This window comes from Bradyrhizobium sp. C9, from assembly GCF_002532045.1.
In the GTDB taxonomy this organism is placed as follows: domain Bacteria; phylum Pseudomonadota; class Alphaproteobacteria; order Rhizobiales; family Xanthobacteraceae; genus Bradyrhizobium.
Genome location: NZ_NWTG01000002.1, coordinates 81,094 through 98,050 on the forward strand (window position 1 = coordinate 81,094; position 16,957 = coordinate 98,050).

Annotated in this window: 18 protein-coding genes; 9 read left to right on the top strand and 9 right to left on the bottom strand. The window is 65.8% G+C overall.

The annotated features are described in order from the left end of the window. Positions 1-4 precede the first annotated feature (4 nt). Complete coding sequence (locus CO675_RS05275; RefSeq protein WP_245452643.1) at positions 5-1,162, bottom strand: efflux RND transporter periplasmic adaptor subunit; 1,158 nt, start codon at positions 1,160-1,162, stop codon at positions 5-7. A 249-nt stretch (positions 1,163-1,411) separates the two neighbouring features. On the opposite strand from CO675_RS05275, the gene CO675_RS05280 reads away from it, so the two are divergent. From CO675_RS05280 to CO675_RS05300, 5 genes are all read left to right on the top strand, one after another. Beyond that, positions 1,412-2,173 (top strand): cysteine rich repeat-containing protein, encoded by a 762-nt coding sequence (locus tag CO675_RS05280; protein ID WP_097671003.1) that lies wholly within the window; start codon positions 1,412-1,414, stop codon positions 2,171-2,173. A gap of 40 nt (positions 2,174-2,213) precedes the next feature. Continuing rightward, the gene (locus CO675_RS05285; RefSeq protein ID WP_097671004.1) at positions 2,214-2,438 is read left to right on the top strand and encodes a cysteine rich repeat-containing protein; all 225 of its coding nucleotides are present in this window, start codon (positions 2,214-2,216) and stop codon (positions 2,436-2,438) included. Positions 2,439-2,547: 109 nt separating this feature from the next. Then, positions 2,548-2,760, top strand: a complete 213-nt coding sequence (locus tag CO675_RS05290; RefSeq protein WP_097671005.1) for a hypothetical protein — start codon at positions 2,548-2,550, stop codon at positions 2,758-2,760. A gap of 115 nt (positions 2,761-2,875) precedes the next feature. Continuing rightward, the gene (locus CO675_RS05295) at positions 2,876-4,006 is read left to right on the top strand and encodes an FAD-dependent monooxygenase (protein ID WP_097671006.1); all 1,131 of its coding nucleotides are present in this window, start codon (positions 2,876-2,878) and stop codon (positions 4,004-4,006) included. Beyond that, the gene (locus tag CO675_RS05300) at positions 4,003-5,613 is read left to right on the top strand and encodes a benzoate-CoA ligase family protein (protein ID WP_097671007.1); all 1,611 of its coding nucleotides are present in this window, start codon (positions 4,003-4,005) and stop codon (positions 5,611-5,613) included. The genes CO675_RS05295 and CO675_RS05300 overlap by 4 nt, the downstream gene beginning before the upstream one ends. A gap of 187 nt (positions 5,614-5,800) precedes the next feature. Here CO675_RS05300 and CO675_RS05305 read toward each other — a convergent pair whose 3' ends face one another. From CO675_RS05305 to maiA, 3 genes are read right to left on the bottom strand one after another with little or no spacing between them, the layout of a single operon-like run. Further along, on the bottom strand, positions 5,801-6,985 hold the full coding sequence (locus CO675_RS05305; protein WP_097671008.1) for a 3-hydroxybenzoate 6-monooxygenase: 1,185 nt from the start codon (positions 6,983-6,985) through the stop codon (positions 5,801-5,803). Further along, positions 6,985-7,497, bottom strand: a complete 513-nt coding sequence (locus tag CO675_RS05310; protein WP_097671009.1) for a MarR family winged helix-turn-helix transcriptional regulator — start codon at positions 7,495-7,497, stop codon at positions 6,985-6,987. Before CO675_RS05310 ends, CO675_RS05305 begins: the two co-directional genes overlap by 1 nt. Beyond that, a complete protein-coding gene (maiA, locus tag CO675_RS05315) occupies positions 7,487-8,119 on the bottom strand; it encodes a maleylacetoacetate isomerase (protein WP_097671010.1) in 633 nt (210 codons plus the stop codon). The genes CO675_RS05310 and maiA overlap by 11 nt, the downstream gene beginning before the upstream one ends. 149 nt (positions 8,120-8,268) lie before the next feature. Here maiA and gtdA point away from each other — a divergent pair, with 149 nt between their 5' ends. Beyond that, positions 8,269-9,309 (top strand): gentisate 1,2-dioxygenase, encoded by a 1,041-nt coding sequence (gtdA, locus tag CO675_RS05320; protein WP_097671011.1) that lies wholly within the window; start codon positions 8,269-8,271, stop codon positions 9,307-9,309. A 173-nt stretch (positions 9,310-9,482) separates the two neighbouring features. On the opposite strand, the gene CO675_RS05325 is transcribed toward gtdA, so the two are convergent. The 4 genes from CO675_RS05325 to CO675_RS05340 form a co-directional block, all read right to left on the bottom strand. Next, positions 9,483-10,310: an ABC transporter permease gene (locus CO675_RS05325; protein WP_198964494.1), complete on the bottom strand. Its 828-nt coding sequence runs from the start codon at positions 10,308-10,310 to the stop codon at positions 9,483-9,485. Continuing rightward, positions 10,303-11,076 (bottom strand): ABC transporter ATP-binding protein, encoded by a 774-nt coding sequence (locus CO675_RS05330; protein ID WP_097671014.1) that lies wholly within the window; start codon positions 11,074-11,076, stop codon positions 10,303-10,305. The genes CO675_RS05325 and CO675_RS05330 overlap by 8 nt, the downstream gene beginning before the upstream one ends. 186 nt (positions 11,077-11,262) lie before the next feature. Further along, positions 11,263-12,267 (bottom strand): ABC transporter substrate-binding protein, encoded by a 1,005-nt coding sequence (locus CO675_RS05335; protein WP_097671015.1) that lies wholly within the window; start codon positions 12,265-12,267, stop codon positions 11,263-11,265. Between the two features lie 12 nt (positions 12,268-12,279). Beyond that, positions 12,280-13,641 (bottom strand): FAD-dependent oxidoreductase, encoded by a 1,362-nt coding sequence (locus CO675_RS05340; RefSeq protein ID WP_097671399.1) that lies wholly within the window; start codon positions 13,639-13,641, stop codon positions 12,280-12,282. 118 nt (positions 13,642-13,759) lie between these two features. On the opposite strand from CO675_RS05340, the gene CO675_RS05345 reads away from it, so the two are divergent. Next, positions 13,760-14,644: a LysR family transcriptional regulator gene (locus CO675_RS05345; protein WP_097671016.1), complete on the top strand. Its 885-nt coding sequence runs from the start codon at positions 13,760-13,762 to the stop codon at positions 14,642-14,644. A gap of 61 nt (positions 14,645-14,705) precedes the next feature. Beyond that, the gene (locus CO675_RS05350) at positions 14,706-14,969 is read left to right on the top strand and encodes a hypothetical protein (RefSeq protein WP_245452644.1); all 264 of its coding nucleotides are present in this window, start codon (positions 14,706-14,708) and stop codon (positions 14,967-14,969) included. 15 nt (positions 14,970-14,984) lie between these two features. Here the strand turns inward: CO675_RS05350 and CO675_RS05355 are convergent, their stop codons facing one another. After that, positions 14,985-15,785, bottom strand: coding sequence for an enoyl-CoA hydratase-related protein (locus CO675_RS05355; protein WP_097671018.1), 801 nt, complete (start codon positions 15,783-15,785; stop codon positions 14,985-14,987). Positions 15,786-15,963: 178 nt separating this feature from the next. Here CO675_RS05355 and CO675_RS05360 point away from each other — a divergent pair, with 178 nt between their 5' ends. Beyond that, complete coding sequence (locus tag CO675_RS05360) at positions 15,964-16,938, top strand: ketopantoate reductase family protein (protein ID WP_097671019.1); 975 nt, start codon at positions 15,964-15,966, stop codon at positions 16,936-16,938. The last annotated feature ends 19 nt before the right edge of the window (positions 16,939-16,957 follow it).

Here is a 16,957-nt window from a genome sequence, read left to right on the forward strand (position 1 = left end):
CCCCTCACTTGGTCGGTGCCGGCGTCGCGTCGCCCTTCTGCATCTGCGGATCGACCTTCTGCCCCGGGATCGCGCGCAACAATCCGGCGGTCACGACGCGGTCGTCGGCCTTCAGCCCGCTCTCGATGACGCGCAGCCCCTCGTCGAGCGGGCCGGTCGTCACCTTGCGCTGCTCGACCACATTGTCGGCATTGACGACCAGCACGTAGCGGCCGGCCTGGTCGCTGCCGATCGCGACGTCGGGCACCAGCAGCGCGTTCTCCTGCTTGGTGAAGGGCACGCGAACGCGGACATAGAACCCCGGCAGCAGCACGCGATCCGGATTGGGTATCAAGCCACGGACGGGAAGCGTTCCGGTCGACTGATTGACGGTCGGCGCGACGTAATCGAGCTTGCCCTTGTGCGGATAGCCGGCTTCGGTCTGCAGGCCGACCTCGACCGGCAACTGCCTGATGTCGTTGACCGTCATGCCGAGGCGGCGCGCCTCGTCCCGCACCCGCTGCACGTCCTGTTCGTTGACGTTGAAATTCACGTAGATCGGATCGAGCTGCACGATGGTGGCAAGCTGGGTGGGCGAGGCCACGCCGACCAGTTCGCCGACCGAGACCAGATGGTTGCTGACGATGCCGTCGAACGGCGCGGCCACATTGGTGTAGCCGTAATTGACCGCGGCGATCTTGGTGTTGACCTGGGCCTGCTGCAGATTGGCCTGGGCGTTGTCCCGCGTCGAGGTCGAGTTTTCCAGCGTCGCCTGCGAGACCGCCTGGCGCTGCACCAGATCCTGCTGCCGCTTGTAATCGGACTCGGCCTGCTTCACCGTTGCCTGTGCGCCGACCTCCGCAGCCTGTGCCTGCTCCAGCTTCAGCTTGTAGGTCTCCGGCTCGATCGTGAAAAGGGAGGCCCCCTCCTTCACGAAAGTGCCGTCCTGGTAGTTGATCGCCTGCAGAAAGCCCTGCACGCGCGCGACCAGATCGACGGTCTTGATCGGCGCGGTGTTTCCGGTTGCGTCCAGATAGCGCGTGATCGCGCGCTGCACCGGCGGCGCGACTTCGACCTTGGGCGGCGGCGGCGCAACAAAACTGTTTTGCTCGCAGGCACTTAAACTGACAAGGGCGGCTATGGCGAAGGCGATGCGCAGAAGCGGCGCATTTCGCAGCCGCACAAAATCGCTCTGACTGAAATGTGCCGACGCGCGCGCATGCCTCATTTCCGAGCCTCAATTCAAATGACTTAATTCAAAGATATCGAAGCGAGCAAAAAATTCAGCCGGCCCCTTCCATAGCAACAATCCGCTTGCAGCGGAACTCGAAAGCGAAAATGATGCCGCTCGCGAAGGTTGTTAGAGCAAAACTATTTCAGACTCAGTTCAGTTGAGCCGGAGGCTGCCGGCGCGACCAGAGGATTTATTCAAATGATCAACGCGTTGACACGTGCAACGAGGCTCTCCGCATGGCTCGCGCTTGCGGCATTGATGAGCACCGCGCCGGCCTTGTCGCAGGCGCCGAGCCAGGCGCAGCGCGACGCCATCAAGTCGCAATGCCGCAACGATTACATCGCGCACTGCTCCAGCGTGCCGCCCGGCGGCGAAGCGTCACTGCAATGCCTGCAGAAGAACATGGCAAGCCTTGCGCCCGGCTGCGCCAGCGCCGTGAAGGCGGTGGAAGCTCCAAGCGCTGCGCCCGCAGCAGCCAAGTCCGACGCGGCTCCGGCGGCGACGGCGGCCAAGCCCGCGGAGACGGCGACGCCGAAGGCCGCGGCAGGAAAGCCAAGCAACGCGCAGATCTCCGCGATCCGCAGCGCGTGCCGCTCGGATTATCCCAAGGTCTGCGCCGGCGTGCCGACCGGCGGTGCGCCGGCACTGCAGTGCCTGGAGAAGAACAAGGACAAGCTCTCGCCGGCCTGCGAGAAGGCCGTGGCCGGCGGTGGCGCCGCGCCGGCGGCGGGTGCCGCGACTGCGGCAGCACCGGCCGCGGCTCCGGCGGTGATCGTGTTGCGGCCGCTGCGGCCGCGTGAAGAGCTGTTCGTGCTGCGTTCGGCCTGCGGGGGCGACGTCCGCTCGATCTGCGGCGGCGTGCAGCCGGGCGGCGGCCGGATCGTGCAATGCCTGGCGACCAATGCCGGCTCGCTCTCGCCGGCGTGCCGCGACGTGCTCGCGCCGTTCGCGGCGCGGTGATCCTGTTGTCACGCGACTGATCGGAAAAAGGGAGCGATCGATGCTGCGTCTTGTCCTGACCGTCGCGCTGCTTTGCGGCACAACCGCCGTCGTCTACGCCCAGGAGCTCACGTCTGCGCAACGCGACGCCTGCATGGGGGATTACCAGAAGTTCTGCAAGAGCGTGACGCCGGGCGGCGGGCGCATCATCGCCTGCCTTGCCAAGCAGAGCGACAAGCTGACGCCGGCCTGCAAGAAGGTGCTGGCGGAGGCGGAGAAGAAATAGCCGCGCAGGCGGTGAGACGACGGGTGTCCGGCGATTTGCCGGGCACGGAGCCGCAGCACCTTGTTGTCACAAACAGGCCAACCAACCTCACTCCGGGAGAGGGAATAACATGCGCTCATTATTGCTGATCGCTGCGGCCCTGCTGTCCTTTGCCGCGACCATGACCTTCGAGTCCTCCGATGCCAACGCCGTCGTGTGCGGGCGCGGCCCCTATCGTGCCGGATGCGCGAGCACGCGCGGCGCGGTCGTCGTCCGCAAGCCCGTGGTTGCCGGCTGCCGCTGGGTATGGGTCGGCGGGGTCAAGGTCCGCCGCTGCTACTGAGCCGCTCGCCGCCGGGCTTCTAGCCGCCGCGCGCATTTTCCCTCTGGCGTTCCTGCCGGAGGGCGATTAGGCTGGACCCGAATTGTAAGTACACTGTCAATCTGGGAGGCAGACGTTGCGGATCGCCGTGATCGGCGGAGGGCCCGGCGGGCTCTATTTCGCCTATCTCTGGAAGAAGCGTCATCCTGACGCCGAGATCGATCTGTTCGAGCAGAACGCAGCCGGCGCCACCTGGGGCTTCGGCGTGGTGTTCTCCGAGCAGGCGCTGGAGTTTCTGCGCGCCGACGACCCTGAGACGGTCGACGCCATCACCCCAAGGATGGAGAGCTGGAAGAACATCACGCTCAATCTGCGCGGCGAGAGCGTCGAGATCGACGGCGTCGGGTTCTCCTCGATCGGCCGGCTGGCGCTGCTGACGATCCTGCAGCAGCGCGTGCGCAGCACGGGCGTCACGCCGCGCTTCGACACCGTGGTGCAATCGGTCGACCAGCTCAGGGATTACGACCTGATCGTCGCTGCCGACGGGCTGAACTCGATGGTTCGCCGTGGTGATGAGGCCGCGTTCGGCGCGTCAGTCACGCATTCGACCAACAAGTTCGCCTGGTACGGCACCACCAAACCCTTCGCGACGCTGTCGCAGACCTTTGTCGCAACCGACCGCGGCAGCTTCAACGCCCATCACTATCGCTACGCGAAGGACATGAGCACCTTCCTGGTCGAGTGCGACGCGGCAACCTGGGAAGCCTACGGCTTCGCCGACAAGACGATCGAGGAGTCGCAGGCGATCTGCGAAGACGCGTTCGCCGCGACCCTGGACGGTCACAGACTGATCTCGAACAAATCGGTGTGGCGCAATTTCCCGTGGATCTGGAACGAGCGCTGGTCGCACGGCAACATGGTGCTGATCGGTGACGCGCTGCATTCCGCGCATTTCTCGATCGGCTCCGGCACGCGGCTGGCAATCGAGGATGCGATCGCGCTGACCAAGGCGCTCGAGGCCGAGGGCGGCATCGCCGCTGCGCTTGCCCGCTACGAGAGCGAGCGCAAGCCGATCGTGAAGAAGCTCGTCACCGCGGCGCGGACCAGCGCCGACTGGTACGAGCATTTCCCGGCGCATATGAAGCACGACCTGATGGATTTCGCCTACAGCTACATCACCCGCTCCGGCCGGATCGACGACGCGCGGTTGCGCGCGATGTCGCCCGCCTTCATGGCCCGTTACGAAGCAGCAAAAGGACGCTCATGACCGGGATCGCCGACCAGGTTCCGCTGGACAGTCCCGGTTCGCGCGAGATCGGCTTCGCGCTTCCCGAGCGCTACAATGCGAGCCGCATCCTGTTCGACAATCTCGGCAACGGGAATGCCGAACGCCTGGCGCTGACCGGTCCGGCCGGCACGCGAACCTATCGCGAGCTCTGTGCCGATGCCGCCCGCTGGGGCCACGCTTTGGTGTCACTTGGACTGCAGCGCGGCGACCGCGTCTTGCTGTTCCTCGACGACACACCGGCCTATCCGGCGGCGTTCTTCGGCGCGGTGCGCGCCGGCTTCGTGCCGCTGCTCATCAACACGCTGACGACGCCGGAGCTGCTGCAATTCTATCTGTCCGACGCCGGTGCGCAGGTCGCCGTCACCGATGCCGAGTTCTGCTCGCGCTTCAACGCCGAGGCCTGCAAGGACACGCCGCTGCGCACGCTGGTCGTGGTCAATGGCACGGGCGCCGGGCATGCCGTCGCGGAGACGCGTAACGCCGGCGGCTGGCTGCATACGTTTCCCACCGAGCTTGACGCGGCCGACACCCATCGCAACGAGATGGCGTTCTGGATGTATTCGTCGGGCTCGACCGGCCGCCCCAAGGGCATCGTGCATCTGCAGCACGACATGGCCTATAGCGAGCTCGCGTTCGCCCGCAACGTGCTGAAGCTTCAGCCCGGCGACATCTGCTTCTCGGTGCCGAAGATCTTCTTCGCCTACGGCTTCGGCAATTCGATCACGTTTCCCTTCTCGGTCGGCGCCGCGACGCTGCTGCTGCCGGGCCAGCCCAAGCCGGCCGCGATCTTCGCGGCGATCGCCCAGTATCGCCCGACCGTGTTCTTCGGCCTGCCGACGCTCTACATCACCCTGACCAAGGCCGAAGGCGCCGAGCAAGCCGATTTCTCCTCGCTGCGGATGGCGGTCTCGGCCGCCGAGGTGCTGTCGGCCGACGTGTTCAACGGCTGGAAGCGGCTCACCGGGCTCGAGATCATCGAAGGGCTCGGCTCGACCGAGGTGCTGCACGTCTATCTCAGCAACCGCACGGAGCAGAAGAAGCTCGGCGCCGCGGGCCTGCGCGTGCCCGGCTACGAGATCATGCTGCGCGACAGCGCCGGCCGCGAGGTCGGCGACAATGAGGAAGGCATTTTGTGGGTGCGCGGCGATTCCGCGACGCCGCTGTACTGGAACAGGCCGGACAAGACCGCCGAGACCGTGCGCGAGGACGGCTGGATCTACACCGGCGATCGCTTCGTGCGCGACAGCGACGGCTTCCACTTCTTCCGCGGCCGCGCCGACGATCTCGTCAAGATCTCCGGCCAGTGGGTCTATCCGTTGGAGGTCGAGCTGTGCCTCGCCGATCATCCCGACGTCCGCGAATGCGCCGTCTACGCCGCCGAATTGCCCGACCGACGCATGACGCTGCGGGCGGTGGTGGTGATGAACAGGGCCGGCTTCGACACCGATGAGGCGGCGCGGCGGTTGCAGGATTACGTCAAGACGAAGCTTTTGCCCTACAAATATCCGCGCGAGGTCAAGTTCATCGACGAGTTGCCGAAGACCGGAACGGGGAAGATCGACCGGCAGGCGGTGATGCGGATGTAGAGCGCACCGTCGCCACAAATTCGATGTCGTCCCGGCGGAGGCCGGGACCCATAACCACAAGTGTTTGTGGTGCGAAGGCTGGGGCTCCAGCCTGCCATGACAACGCCCTTCGGTGGCTATGGGTCCCGGCCTTCGCCGGGACGACAGAGAACGCGGCGATCGCGTCGCGTACGTCGACCACCGGCAGCTACGCCCCCAGCCCCGTCCCGCCATAGAGCCACGCGATATCGTCGCACCACTCGGCTTGCGACTTCGCGCTCATGATCGCGTTGCGGATGCGGGCGTGCTCGCCGGCGGGGTGGTAGACGTGCTCGCCGATCGCGCGTGACATCAATTGCACCCGCGCGGTGCGCGGGAACCGCTGGCTGCGATACGCGTCGAGCGCCGTCGCCTGGTCGTCGTGACTGGCCAGCATGTGCGACAGGCACACCGCGTCCTCCATCGCCTGGCAGGCGCCCTGCGCAAAATATTGCAGCATCGGATGCGCGGCGTCGCCGAGCAGCACGACGCGGCCATCGATCCAGCGCTCGGTGGGGTCGCGATCGCACAGCACCCAGAGCTTCCAGTTGGTGCCGTGCCGGATGATGTTCTGCGCTCGCTCATGGACGTGGGTGAAGCCCTTCATCACCTCCGCTTCAGAGACCGGCTTGCCCGCAACCGGCTCCGGCGCATCGTTGTGATAGGTGACGACGAGGTTGAACACCTTCCAGCCCGACAGCGGATAATGCACGATGTGGCATTTCGGGCCGGCCCACAGCGTCGCCGCGTTCCAGCGCAGATCCTCCGGCATCTGCTCGGTCGGGATCACGGAGCGATACGTGGTGTGACCGGAGACGCGCGGCGGGCCATCCGCCGTCACCTGCTTGCGGATGTTGGACCACAACCCGTCGGCGCCGATCAAAAGACGCCCGGCGATGCGCTCGCCATTGGCAAGCTTTGCGGTCACCGACGAGCCATCCTGCTCGTAGCCTGTCACCTCGCTGGACACGCGCAGCTCGATCAGCTCGTGGTTCTGGCAGGCGCGCAGGAACACGCCATGCAGGTCGCCGCGATGCACGACGGCATAGGGATTGCCGAACCGCCTGCGAAAGGCGTCGCCGAGATCGATATGGGTGATCTCATCGGCGGTCAGCGCATCCATCAGCCGCAGCTGGTCGATATAAACAGCCATGTTGCGCGCCGCTTCGCCGACGCCGAGATAGTCGAAGGCGTGGAACGCGTTCGGCCCGAGCTGGATGCCGGCGCCGATCTCGCCGAGCGCTGAGGCCTTCTCCAGCAGGATGGAGCGGATGCCCTTTTGCGCGAGGCCGAGCGCTATGGCGAGACCGCCGATGCCGCCGCCCGCGATCAGGACCGGCTTGCCCTCCGCCATCAGCCCGACCTCCCGAGATGTTCGAGCGCATCCTCGGCGCGCAATGGCACCCGCGACGCCTCGTTGTTGAGGTCGACGAGTTGGGTCAGGAGCGAGAGCAGCGTCTTGCGATCGGCCGGCTTCAGCGGCTGCAGCATCCGCGCCTGCGCCTTGTCGACCGAAGGCATGATGTCGTTGAGCACGGAAGCACCGGCCTTGGTGAGGTAAAGCAGCTTGACTCGCTTGTCCTCGGGCGCCGGTTTGCGCACGATGAATTCCTTGGTCTCGAGCCGCTCGATCACGTTGCCGAGCGTGGAGCGGTCGAATGCGATCACCGCCGAGAGCCTTGTGGCGTCGATGCCGGGATGGGTCGAGATCGTGACCAGCGCGGCGTACTGCACCGGCGTCAGGTCAAACGCCTTGCATTCCTCGATGAACAGCGCGACCGCGATCTGCTGCATCCGCCGGAACAGATAGCCGGGCGCGGTATAGACCGCGTCCATGGTGACGGGCGTTGGCTTGCTATTCGGCATCGGGCTGCTTGTCCGGGGCGGCGTCGGCGAACGCCTTGACTTGTTTCGCGGCCGCTTCGGCCTTGAGCAGGCGCGGATAGCGTGACAGGTCGACACCGAAGCGCCGCGCATTGGCGAGCTGCGGCACCAGGCAGAGATCGGCGAGCGTCGGCGCATCGCCGAAGCAGAACGGCCCGGCCTCCTCAGCGATCAGGGTTTCGCAGGCGGCCAGGCCTTCGCGATTGGCCCAGGCCGCCCATTCCGTCACCTGCTCCTCGGGCAGGCCGAGCTTGCGCAGCCGCGCCAGCACTTTCAAATTCTGCACCGGGTGGGTGTCGCAGGCGATCGCCTGCGCGAACGCGCGCACCTTGGCGCGCCGCAGCGGATCCTGCGGCAACAGCGGCGGATTGGGATTGGTCTCGTCGAGCCATTCGATGATCGCGAGCGACTGGGTGAGGATCGCGCCGGCGTCGCTCTCCAGCGTCGGCACCAGCCCCTGCGGATTGATCGCGAGATAGGCCGGCGCGCATTGCTCGCCCTTGCGCAGATGATGCGGCAGATGCTCCGGCGTCAGCCCCTTCAGATTGAGAGCGATCCGGACCCGGTAGGACGCGCTGCTCCGGAAATAGCCATGCAGCTTCATCGGAACCTCCCTTGCATTTTTCTGGCTGCTCACGCGAAGCGGTATCCGCTTCGCCCGAAAACACTATGGCTTGTTTGATTGACGCTAGCCATATTGTGAGTATACTGTCAATTAATTGAACCGACAAGAATGATGATGGGAGGCTTGCCATGGAAGCTGTGCAGAAGACCCCCGAGCGCGAGGCGTTCTACAAGAAGATCGACGGCCAGAACCTCTCGGCGCTGTGGAACGTGATGAACGATCTGATCACGCCGGAGCCGAAGAGCGCCTGCCGCCCGCATCTGTGGAAGTTCGACCAAATCCGCGACTACATGAACGAGGCTGGCAAACTGATCACGGCCAAGGAAGCCGAGCGCCGCGTGCTGGTGCTGGAAAATCCCGGACTGCGCGGCCAATCCAAGATCACGACCTCGCTGTTTGCCGGCGTGCAGATGGTGGTGCCGGGCGACATCGCCCCCGCCCATCGCCATGCCCAGTCCGCGCTGCGTTTCGTGCTCGAAGGCAAGGGCGCCTTCACTGCGGTTGACGGCGAGCGCACCGCGATGTCGCCGGGCGATTTCGTCATCACGCCGTCGATGACCTGGCACGACCATTCCAACGAAACCAATGAGCCGATGTTCTGGCTCGATGGGCTCGACATCCCGATGGTGCAGTTCTTCGACTGCTCGTTTGCCGAAGGCGCCAAGGAGGATCAGCAGTCGATCTCCAAGCCATCGGGCGCCAGCTTCGCGCGCTACGGCCACAATCTGCTGCCGATCGACCAGAAGCGGACCTCGAAGACCTCGCCGATCTTCAACTACCCCTATGAATACACCCGCGAGGCGCTGGAGAAGGCCAAGGCCAGCGACGAGTGGGACGCCTGCCATGGGCTGAAGCTGAAATTCTCCAATCCCGAGACCGGCGATTTCGCGATGCCGACCATCGGCACCTTCATCCAGCTGCTGCCGAAGGGCTTCAAGACCGCGCGCTATCGTTCAACCGACGCCACCGTGTTCGCGGCGATCGAGGGCCGTGGCCGCACGCGCGTCGGCGACCAGACCTTCGAGTGGGGACCGCGCGATTTGTTCGTGGTGCCGAGCTGGCATTGGGTCACCCACGAGGCCGACGCCGACTCCGTGCTGTTCTCGTTCTCGGATCGTCCCGTGCAGCAGAAGCTTGACTTGTTCCGCGAAGATCGCGGCAACGCGTAACAGGCACAGCAAAGTGTAGTGCTGTCGTCCCGGCGAAGGCCGGGATCCATTGCCGCCATTCTCGATTGGTTGAACGCGCTGGGGCTCCAGCCTCCTCTAACAACGACACCCTGTGGTCATGGGTCCCGGCCTTCGCCGGGACGACACCTTGGGTGCGGCGAACAGCGCGGCTTTCACCGCCAGTGCAGCAGCCGCGTCTCGAGCAGGTTAATCAGCTTCCCGACCACGAGCCCGAACAGCGACAGGATCACGACGCCGGCGAGCAGCTGATCGGTCTGCATCAGATTGCCGGCTTGCAGCACGAAGGCGCCGATGCCGTATTGGGCGCCGATCATCTCGGCGCTGACAACGAGCAGCAGCGCAACCGACGAAGTGATACGGAAGCCGGCGAGGACCGAGGGCAGCGCGCCCGGCCAGATCACGCGGCGTACGATGGCGTGGAACGGCACGTTGAAGCTTTGCGCCATCCGGATCAGGTTGCGCGGCACCGCATCGACGCCGCTATAGACCGAGATCGCGGTCGAGAAGAACACGCCGAGCGCAATGGTCGCGATCTTCGGCTCCTCGCCGATCCCGAGCCACAGGATGAGCAGCGGCAGCAGCGCGATCTTCGGAATCGGAAACAGCGCCGAGATGAAGGTGATGCCGACGCCGCGCGCCATGGTGGACAGCCCGATCGCGAAGCCGACAATGACGCCGGCAACGGTGCCGATGATCCAGCCGGTGCCGATCCGCATGATCGACCACGAGAGGTGCTGCCACAGCGCCCCCGACATCGCGAGCTTGTAGATCGCAACCACGATCGCCGACGGTGCCGGCAGGAACAGCGCATTGACCCACCCTGCGCTGCCGGCAAGCTGCCAGACCGTGATGACAAGCGCGAGCGCGATCCAGCCGGCAGAGCGGCTGCCGCCCGGGGTGAAGCCCGCACCCCGAAACGCGACCGGCCGCGGCGCTTCCGCCGATTGGTCCTCCGTCTGCTGCGGGGAGCGGTCAAGCATGCTGGACCTCGCGCTCGGCATCGATCGCTTCCTTCCGGATCAGCGACCACAACTCTCCCTGCAGCGCTGCCATGGGCGCGCGCGCGTCCGCCGCGCCGCGCTCGGCGCGCGTCATCGGGATGGTCACGATCTCCCTGATGCGGCCCGGGCGACGCGACAGCACCACGACGCGGTCGGCGAGCCGCACCGCTTCCTCGAGGTTATGCGTGACATAGACCGCGCCCATCGCACCGTCGGCGAGCAGGCCGACGAAATCCTCCATCAAGAGCTCGCGGGTCTGCGAATCCAGCGCCGACAGCGGCTCGTCCATCAACAGGATCGCCGGGCGAACCGCGAGCGCCCGCGCGATGCCGACGCGCTGGCGCATGCCGCCGGACAACTGCTTCGGGTAAGCCGCGCGGAAATCCGTCAAGCCCGTGCGGCGCAGCGCGTCGTCGATCACGGCGCGGCGCTCGCCGGCGCTCAAGGCGGTGTGCAGCAGCGGAAACGCCACGTTCTCCTCGACCGTGTTCCACGGCAGCAACGCAAAATCCTGGAACACGAAGGTCAGCGGATTGAGGCTGCCGGCCGGCGGCGCGCCGCGCAATTCGGCGGCGCCGCTGCTCGGCCGCAGCAGGCCGCCAAGGATCGACAGCAGCGTGCTCTTGCCGCAGCCGGACGGACCGACGATCGCAACGATCTCGCCGGCGCGAACCGTGAAGGAGACATCGTCGAGCACGTCGAGCGCGCCGAAGCGATGGCTGATATGGTCGGCGATCAGGTCCATGGCGTTACAGCCTCACTGCCAAACCGTCATCCTGAGGAGCGCGAAGCGCGTCTCGAAGGATGTACGGCCCGGATGCAGCCGGGCCGTCGACCCTTCGCGACGCGCGCAGGTGCGCGCTCCTCCAGCGACAAAGGCGAAGCCTTTGCGCGGGGGTGACGATGATCGAGTTGTGCGCGCCGCCCGACATCAATCCGCCTTCACATAATCCTTGGCGATGATTGCGCCGGCGTCAAAGCCCTTGTCGACGAAACCCTGCCCTTGCAGCCATTTGATCTGGTTGTCGACGTTCTTCACGTCGAGCTTGCCGTCGGGATCGATATAGGCGCAGTTGCCGACCACCTGCGCGACCGGCAGGTTGGTGTACTTGGCGATGATCTCGAGCAGCGGTTTTGTCTTGTCGTTGATCGGTGCCACGCCATCCTTGATCGCGGTCAGGATCACGTCGTGATATTCGTGGTCGGCGCGGGTCAGCGCGGTGAGCAGCTTCGTCACCAGCTGTGCATTGGTCAGCGTCTTCGGCGAGGCGAAGATCGCCCCGAGCTGCCACGGCGTCTCGTCGCCGACCCAGCCCAACAGCTTCGCGCCGTTGGCATCGATCAGCGTCCGCGCGGTCGAGACCGGCAGCAGCGCGGCGTCGACGGTTTCGCCCTTCAGCGCCGCGGCGGCGTTCGACAGCGATTGCAGCGGCACGATCTTCACGTCGGACAGCTTGAAGCCGTATTTGTCAGCGAGCAGGCCGAGCGAATAATGGAAGCTGGAGCCGACCTGGGTCACCGCGACGCGCTTGCCGGCAAGATCCTTGGGGGTCTTGAGGCCGGCCGCATAGGCGTTGTTGCTGGCGAAATAGCCGATCAGGGGATAGCCGGCCTTCTCGCGGCTCATGCCGCCGATCACCTTCAGCGTGCCCTTGCCGGCGAGATTGTAGAGGCCTGCGGTGACGGCGGTGACGCCGAAATCGACGTCGCCTGAGGCGGTCGCGACCGCGATCGGCTGCGCCGCGTCGAAGAACTTCAGCTCGACATCGAGGCCGGCGTCGCGGAAATAGCCCTTGTCCTGCGCGATGAACACCGGCGCCGAAGACGACAGCCGCAACACGCCGATCTTGGCCTTCAAGAGATCATCGGCCCGCGCGATGCCGCTCGCAGCCCACACCAGCAGACCCGCGAGTGCGAGCCGCGCCCAACCCTTCATTGCCGTCTCCACTCATAATCCTTCGGGCACGGCCTGATCGCGGCCGATGAACGCGCCCTGTTTGCCAAGCTGTTGTTGCAACTTTTCGACGGAAATGTCGCGCGGAATCGTATTGCCCGACAGCGCCAGCGCCGCCGCGGTTCCCGCCGCCTCGCCCATCACGAAACAGGCACCGGAGACGCGCGCCGCCGATTGTCCCTCATGGGTCATCGAGGCGCAGCGGCCGGCGACCAGGAGATTGTCGACGCCGTCGGGCACCAGCATGCGGTACGGCAATTCGTTGTAGCCGCGGCTCTCCGGGATCGGCGGAAACTCGAAGATCACGTCGCCCGGCACATGCGATTCCTTCGGCCAGCCATTGACGCCGATCGAATCCTCGAACGAGGCGCAGCCCAGCACGTCCTCGCCGGACAGCACGTAGCCGCCGATCACGCGCCGCGTCTCGCGGATGCCGAGCTGCGGCGGCAGATCGACGATGTAGGAATTCTCGAAGCCGGGCACCGTGCGCAGGAACTTGAAGGCCTCGACTGCCTGACGGCGGCCCTCGATCTCGCCGCGCGTCATGTCATCGGGATCGATACCTGAGATGGCGCCGCCGTCGCTTCGTGTCACCTGCGTGAAATTCACCCGCCATTCGATCTGCGATTTCTGCGGCCGCACGATCGCCGACTTGCGCGGGAATTGATGCGTGCCGGCGGCCTCGGCCTGTGCCATCCGCTCCGGGATCGTCCGCCACGCATCGCCGGCTTTCGCCGGATCGATGCCGTTGAGGCGGAACATCATCGAGGGGTAGAGCATGCCGCCCTGGTTGTCGCCGACCTCATAGGGCGCGCCGGCCCATACCGCGAGATCGCCGTCGCCGGAGCAGTCGATGAAGATGCCGGCGCGCACGGCCTGCCGGCCGGCCTTGGTCTCCACCATCAGCGCGCGGATGTGCGCACCATCCATCACGACGCCGGCGCCGAGCGCGTGGAACAGGATATCGACCTTGTGATGCGTCAGCAGATCGTCGGCCGCGATCTTGTAGGCCGCGGTGTCGTAGGCCTGCGCAAGGATCTTGCCGAGGATCAGATGCGGCGGGTTCAAGCCGCCGAGCCGGTCGATCCGCGCCAAGAGGTCGGAGGCGATGCCCTGCACCACCCGGTGCATCTCGCCGAAGATGTTGGCGTGCAGCCCGCAGAAGTTCGTGACGCCCGCCGCGGTGCCCATGCCGCCGAGAAAGCCGTAGCGCTCGATCAGCAGCGTCCGCCGTCCGGCGCGCGCCGCGCCGACCGCCGCCGCGATGCCGGCCGGACCGCCGCCGAGCACCACCACGTCATACTCGCCATAGAGGGGGACCTGCCGCGCAGGCTCTTCGATCGTGCTCATCAGCATCATTTCCGCCCTGAACAAAGTTGATTGGGCCAACTATGAATTGATGCGGATTGCAGTACAATCTACCAAATTATGTAATCAGCTTTCTCGAATCGAGAAAGGCTGTTGGGAAGCGCGGATGGATACGCTGGTCAACCTCGAAGCCTTCCTCGCCACCGCCGACGCCGGCGGCTTCTCCGCCGCGGCGCGCAAGCTCAACGTCGCGACGTCGGTCGTCGCCAAGCGCGTCACCCAGCTCGAGGAGCGGATCGGCACCGCGCTGTTCCACCGCTCGACCCGCCAGTTGCGACTGACCGAGGCCGGGCAGCGATATGTCCATCGCGCCCGCGGCGTGGTTGCCGATGTCGGCGATCTCTTGTCGCGGATGGGCGAGAAGCAGCGCGATCTCACCGATCATCTGCGCGTCAAGGCGCCGACCTCGCTGACGGTGGCGCGGCTTGCCGATGCCTTCACGGCGTTCCAGAAACAGAACAGAAGCGTAAAGCTCGAGATCGTGATGATCGACCGCCCGGTCGATCCGGTGACCGAAGGTTTCGACATCGCGATCGGCGCCTTCCCGCATTCCTTCGGCGGTGTCGTCGACGAGCCGCTGTGCCGGCTGCCGCGGCTGTTGTGCGCGTCGTCAACCTATCTGAAGAAGCACGGCACGCCGAAGCATCCACGCGACCTGGTCGATCATCGCTGCCTCAGCTTCCTGCCGACCGGACCGGAATGGCCGTTCGAGGGGCCGCGCGGCCGCATCAATATCCAGGTCCGCCCGATTCTCTCGTCGAACGAGGGCCGCGTGCTGACCCAAAGCGCGATCGCCGGCAACGGCATCGCGCTGCTGTCGCATTATCTGGTCGCCGACGCGTTGCGCGATGGCGCGTTGCAGCCGATCCTCGCCGAGTTTCCGATCCCGGAACTGTGGGTGAAGGCCGCCGTTCCCGAGCGCCGCATCAATGCCGCCGCGGTGCAAGCGCTGCTGAAGACATTGAAAAAGTCGCTGGCGCAATCGCTTTGACGCGTCGGCAGTCTTGCCCCCTGCACGCCGACCTGAGACAACGACGCAAAGGATCGCCCGCTTGAAACTCCTGGTGCCAGTGTCGCTTGGTCTCATCATTGTCGCGACGCCCGCCGCGGCGATCGAGACCTGCCGGTTCATCGAGGCCAAGGCGGAGCGCGAGGCCTGCTACCGCCGCCAGGAGCAGGAGCTGGCGGCCAAGCGCAAGCCCGAGCCGCCGATCACCCAGTCGAGCGAATCGAAGACGTTCGATCAGCTGCAGCAGATGCGCCGCGACGACGAAGAGGTCTATCGCAGCATGCGTGGCATCTGCCGCGGCTGTTGAGCTGAGCGGCCGGGCTTACGCCCCGCCGCCGCCCCAGCGGCCCGCGCGCTTCTCGGCAAAGGAGGCAAGCCCTTCGGCTGCCTCGGCGGTCTGCCGCTTGACCGAATGCAGGTGGACGAGGCGCTTGTAGGCCGCGTCGTCCACCGCCATGCCGCCGAACGAGCTTTCCATCGCGAGCTTCTTGGTCTCCGCCATCGCATCCGGGGCATTGCCGAGCAGCTGCTCCACGACCTTGGCGCCCGCACTTTCGAGATCGGCCAATGGCACCACCTCGTGAACGAGGCCGATGCGCCGCGCGTCCTGGGCGCCGAACCGTTCGCCGGTCAGTGCGTAACGGCGCACCTGGCGCACGCCGATGGCGTCGCAGAGCTGCGGGATGATGATCGCAGCCGTCAGGCCCCAGCGCACCTCGGTGATCGAGAACAGCGCATTGTCGGCCGCGATCACGATATCGCAGGCCGCGATCACGCCGGTGCCGCCGCCGAAGCAGCCGCCCTGCACCAGCGCGACGGTCGGGACCGGCAGCGTGTTGAGGCGCTGCACCGCCTCGAAGGTGGCGCGCGACGCGGCCTCGTTCTCCTCAGATGATTTCGGCCGCACGCCGTTGATCCATTTCAGGTCGGCGCCGGCCTGGAAATGCTTGCCGTTGCCGTTCAGCACCACGACGCGCACCGGCTTGGTCGAGAGGTCGTCGATCGCGGCCAGCACGCCGGCGATCAGCGCGCCGTCATAGGCATTGTTGACCTCGGGCCGGTTCAGCGTGACGGTTGCGACCCCGCGCGCATCGAGGCTCCACAGGACTGGGCTGGCCGACATGACGTTCTCCCTGGTTCGGCATTGCTCTTGGCTTGTACTAACCTTGCACTATGGCGAGCGGCGATGGCTTGATCCATCACTTTCGGGCGCGCGCGACCGCGTCGCATGCATGGCGGGTTGCGCGATGGCCCGCGCTTGTGGAAACTGACGCGGCACGTTGCAAGGACTGGTTCCACCCATGCGCATTTGCATTTTCGGCGCAGGCGCCGTCGGCAGCCACTTTGCGGTCCGGCTGTCACGCGCGGGCCACGATGTGTCCTGCGTGATGCGGGGGCCGCATCTCGACGCGGTCAAAGCCAACGGCTTGACGTTGACGGTTGGCGACACCAGCGTGACCGCTCAGGTGAAGGCGTCGGCCGATCCTGCCGATCTGGGGCCGCAGGACGTCGTCATCAGCACGCTGAAGGCGACCGGCATCGCCGCGCTCGCAACCGGGCTGCCGCCGCTGCTTGGACGCGATACCGCGATCGTGTTCGCGCAAAACGGCATTCCCTGGTGGTACGATCTCGGCCTGCCGCCGCAGCATCCCGCGCTTCCCGATCTCGGCTTCCTCGATCCCGGCGGGCGCTTGCGCGGCGCGATCCCGAAACAGCGGATCATCGGCGGCGTGATCTTCTCCTCCAATGAGGTGATTGCGCCCGGGGTAGTGGCGAACCTGACGCCGGATCGCAACCGCCTCCTGATCGGCGAATGCGACGACCGCCGGAGCGAGCGCATCGCCATCTTTCGTGCGGCGCTCAATGACGCAGCGATCGAATCGCCCGAGGTCAAGGAGATCCGCGAGACGATCTGGTCGAAACTGCTGACAAACATGTCGATGTCGGTGCTCTGCCTGTTGACCGGGCGGACCGCGCGCGGCGTTCGCGACGATCCTGACGTGCAGGACGTGATCCCGCGCCTGCTCGACGAGGCCAATGCGGTGGCGACGCACTACATTGCCGCGGTCAAGCGCGTCGCCCGCTCGGGGCCGGCGCCGGACCACAAGCCGTCTATCCTGCAGGACTACGAGCTCGGCCGCGCCATGGAGATCGATGTGCTGGTGCGCGCCCCGGCGGCGTTTGCCCGCGCGGCTGGGATTCCGACCCCGATGCTCGACCTGATGGCCGCGCTCGCGATCCAGAAGGCGCGTGACAAGGGGCTCTATCAGGGCTGACAATCCGAGCACGACATCA

Excerpts from the sequence above, each read along its gene's own strand:
- CO675_RS05280 (WP_097671003.1), top strand. The coding sequence starts at position 1,412 with ATGATCAACGCGTTGACACGTGCAACGAGGCTCTCCGCATGGCTCGCG.
- CO675_RS05285 (WP_097671004.1), top strand. The coding sequence starts at position 2,214 with ATGCTGCGTCTTGTCCTGACCGTCGCGCTGCTTTGCGGCACAACCGCC.
- CO675_RS05290 (WP_097671005.1), top strand. The coding sequence starts at position 2,548 with ATGCGCTCATTATTGCTGATCGCTGCGGCCCTGCTGTCCTTTGCCGCG.
- CO675_RS05300 (WP_097671007.1), top strand. The coding sequence starts at position 4,003 with ATGACCGGGATCGCCGACCAGGTTCCGCTGGACAGTCCCGGTTCGCGC.
- CO675_RS05305 (WP_097671008.1), bottom strand. The coding sequence starts at position 6,985 with ATGGCGGAGGGCAAGCCGGTCCTGATCGCGGGCGGCGGCATCGGCGGT.
- CO675_RS05310 (WP_097671009.1), bottom strand. The coding sequence starts at position 7,497 with ATGCCGAATAGCAAGCCAACGCCCGTCACCATGGACGCGGTCTATACC.
- maiA (WP_097671010.1), bottom strand. The coding sequence starts at position 8,119 with ATGAAGCTGCATGGCTATTTCCGGAGCAGCGCGTCCTACCGGGTCCGG.
- gtdA (WP_097671011.1), top strand. The coding sequence starts at position 8,269 with ATGGAAGCTGTGCAGAAGACCCCCGAGCGCGAGGCGTTCTACAAGAAG.
- CO675_RS05325 (WP_198964494.1), bottom strand. The coding sequence starts at position 10,310 with ATGCTTGACCGCTCCCCGCAGCAGACGGAGGACCAATCGGCGGAAGCG.
- CO675_RS05330 (WP_097671014.1), bottom strand. The coding sequence starts at position 11,076 with ATGGACCTGATCGCCGACCATATCAGCCATCGCTTCGGCGCGCTCGAC.
- CO675_RS05335 (WP_097671015.1), bottom strand. The coding sequence starts at position 12,267 with ATGAAGGGTTGGGCGCGGCTCGCACTCGCGGGTCTGCTGGTGTGGGCT.
- CO675_RS05340 (WP_097671399.1), bottom strand. The coding sequence starts at position 13,641 with ATGCTGATGAGCACGATCGAAGAGCCTGCGCGGCAGGTCCCCCTCTAT.
- CO675_RS05345 (WP_097671016.1), top strand. The coding sequence starts at position 13,760 with ATGGATACGCTGGTCAACCTCGAAGCCTTCCTCGCCACCGCCGACGCC.
- CO675_RS05355 (WP_097671018.1), bottom strand. The coding sequence starts at position 15,785 with ATGTCGGCCAGCCCAGTCCTGTGGAGCCTCGATGCGCGCGGGGTCGCA.
- CO675_RS05360 (WP_097671019.1), top strand. The coding sequence starts at position 15,964 with ATGCGCATTTGCATTTTCGGCGCAGGCGCCGTCGGCAGCCACTTTGCG.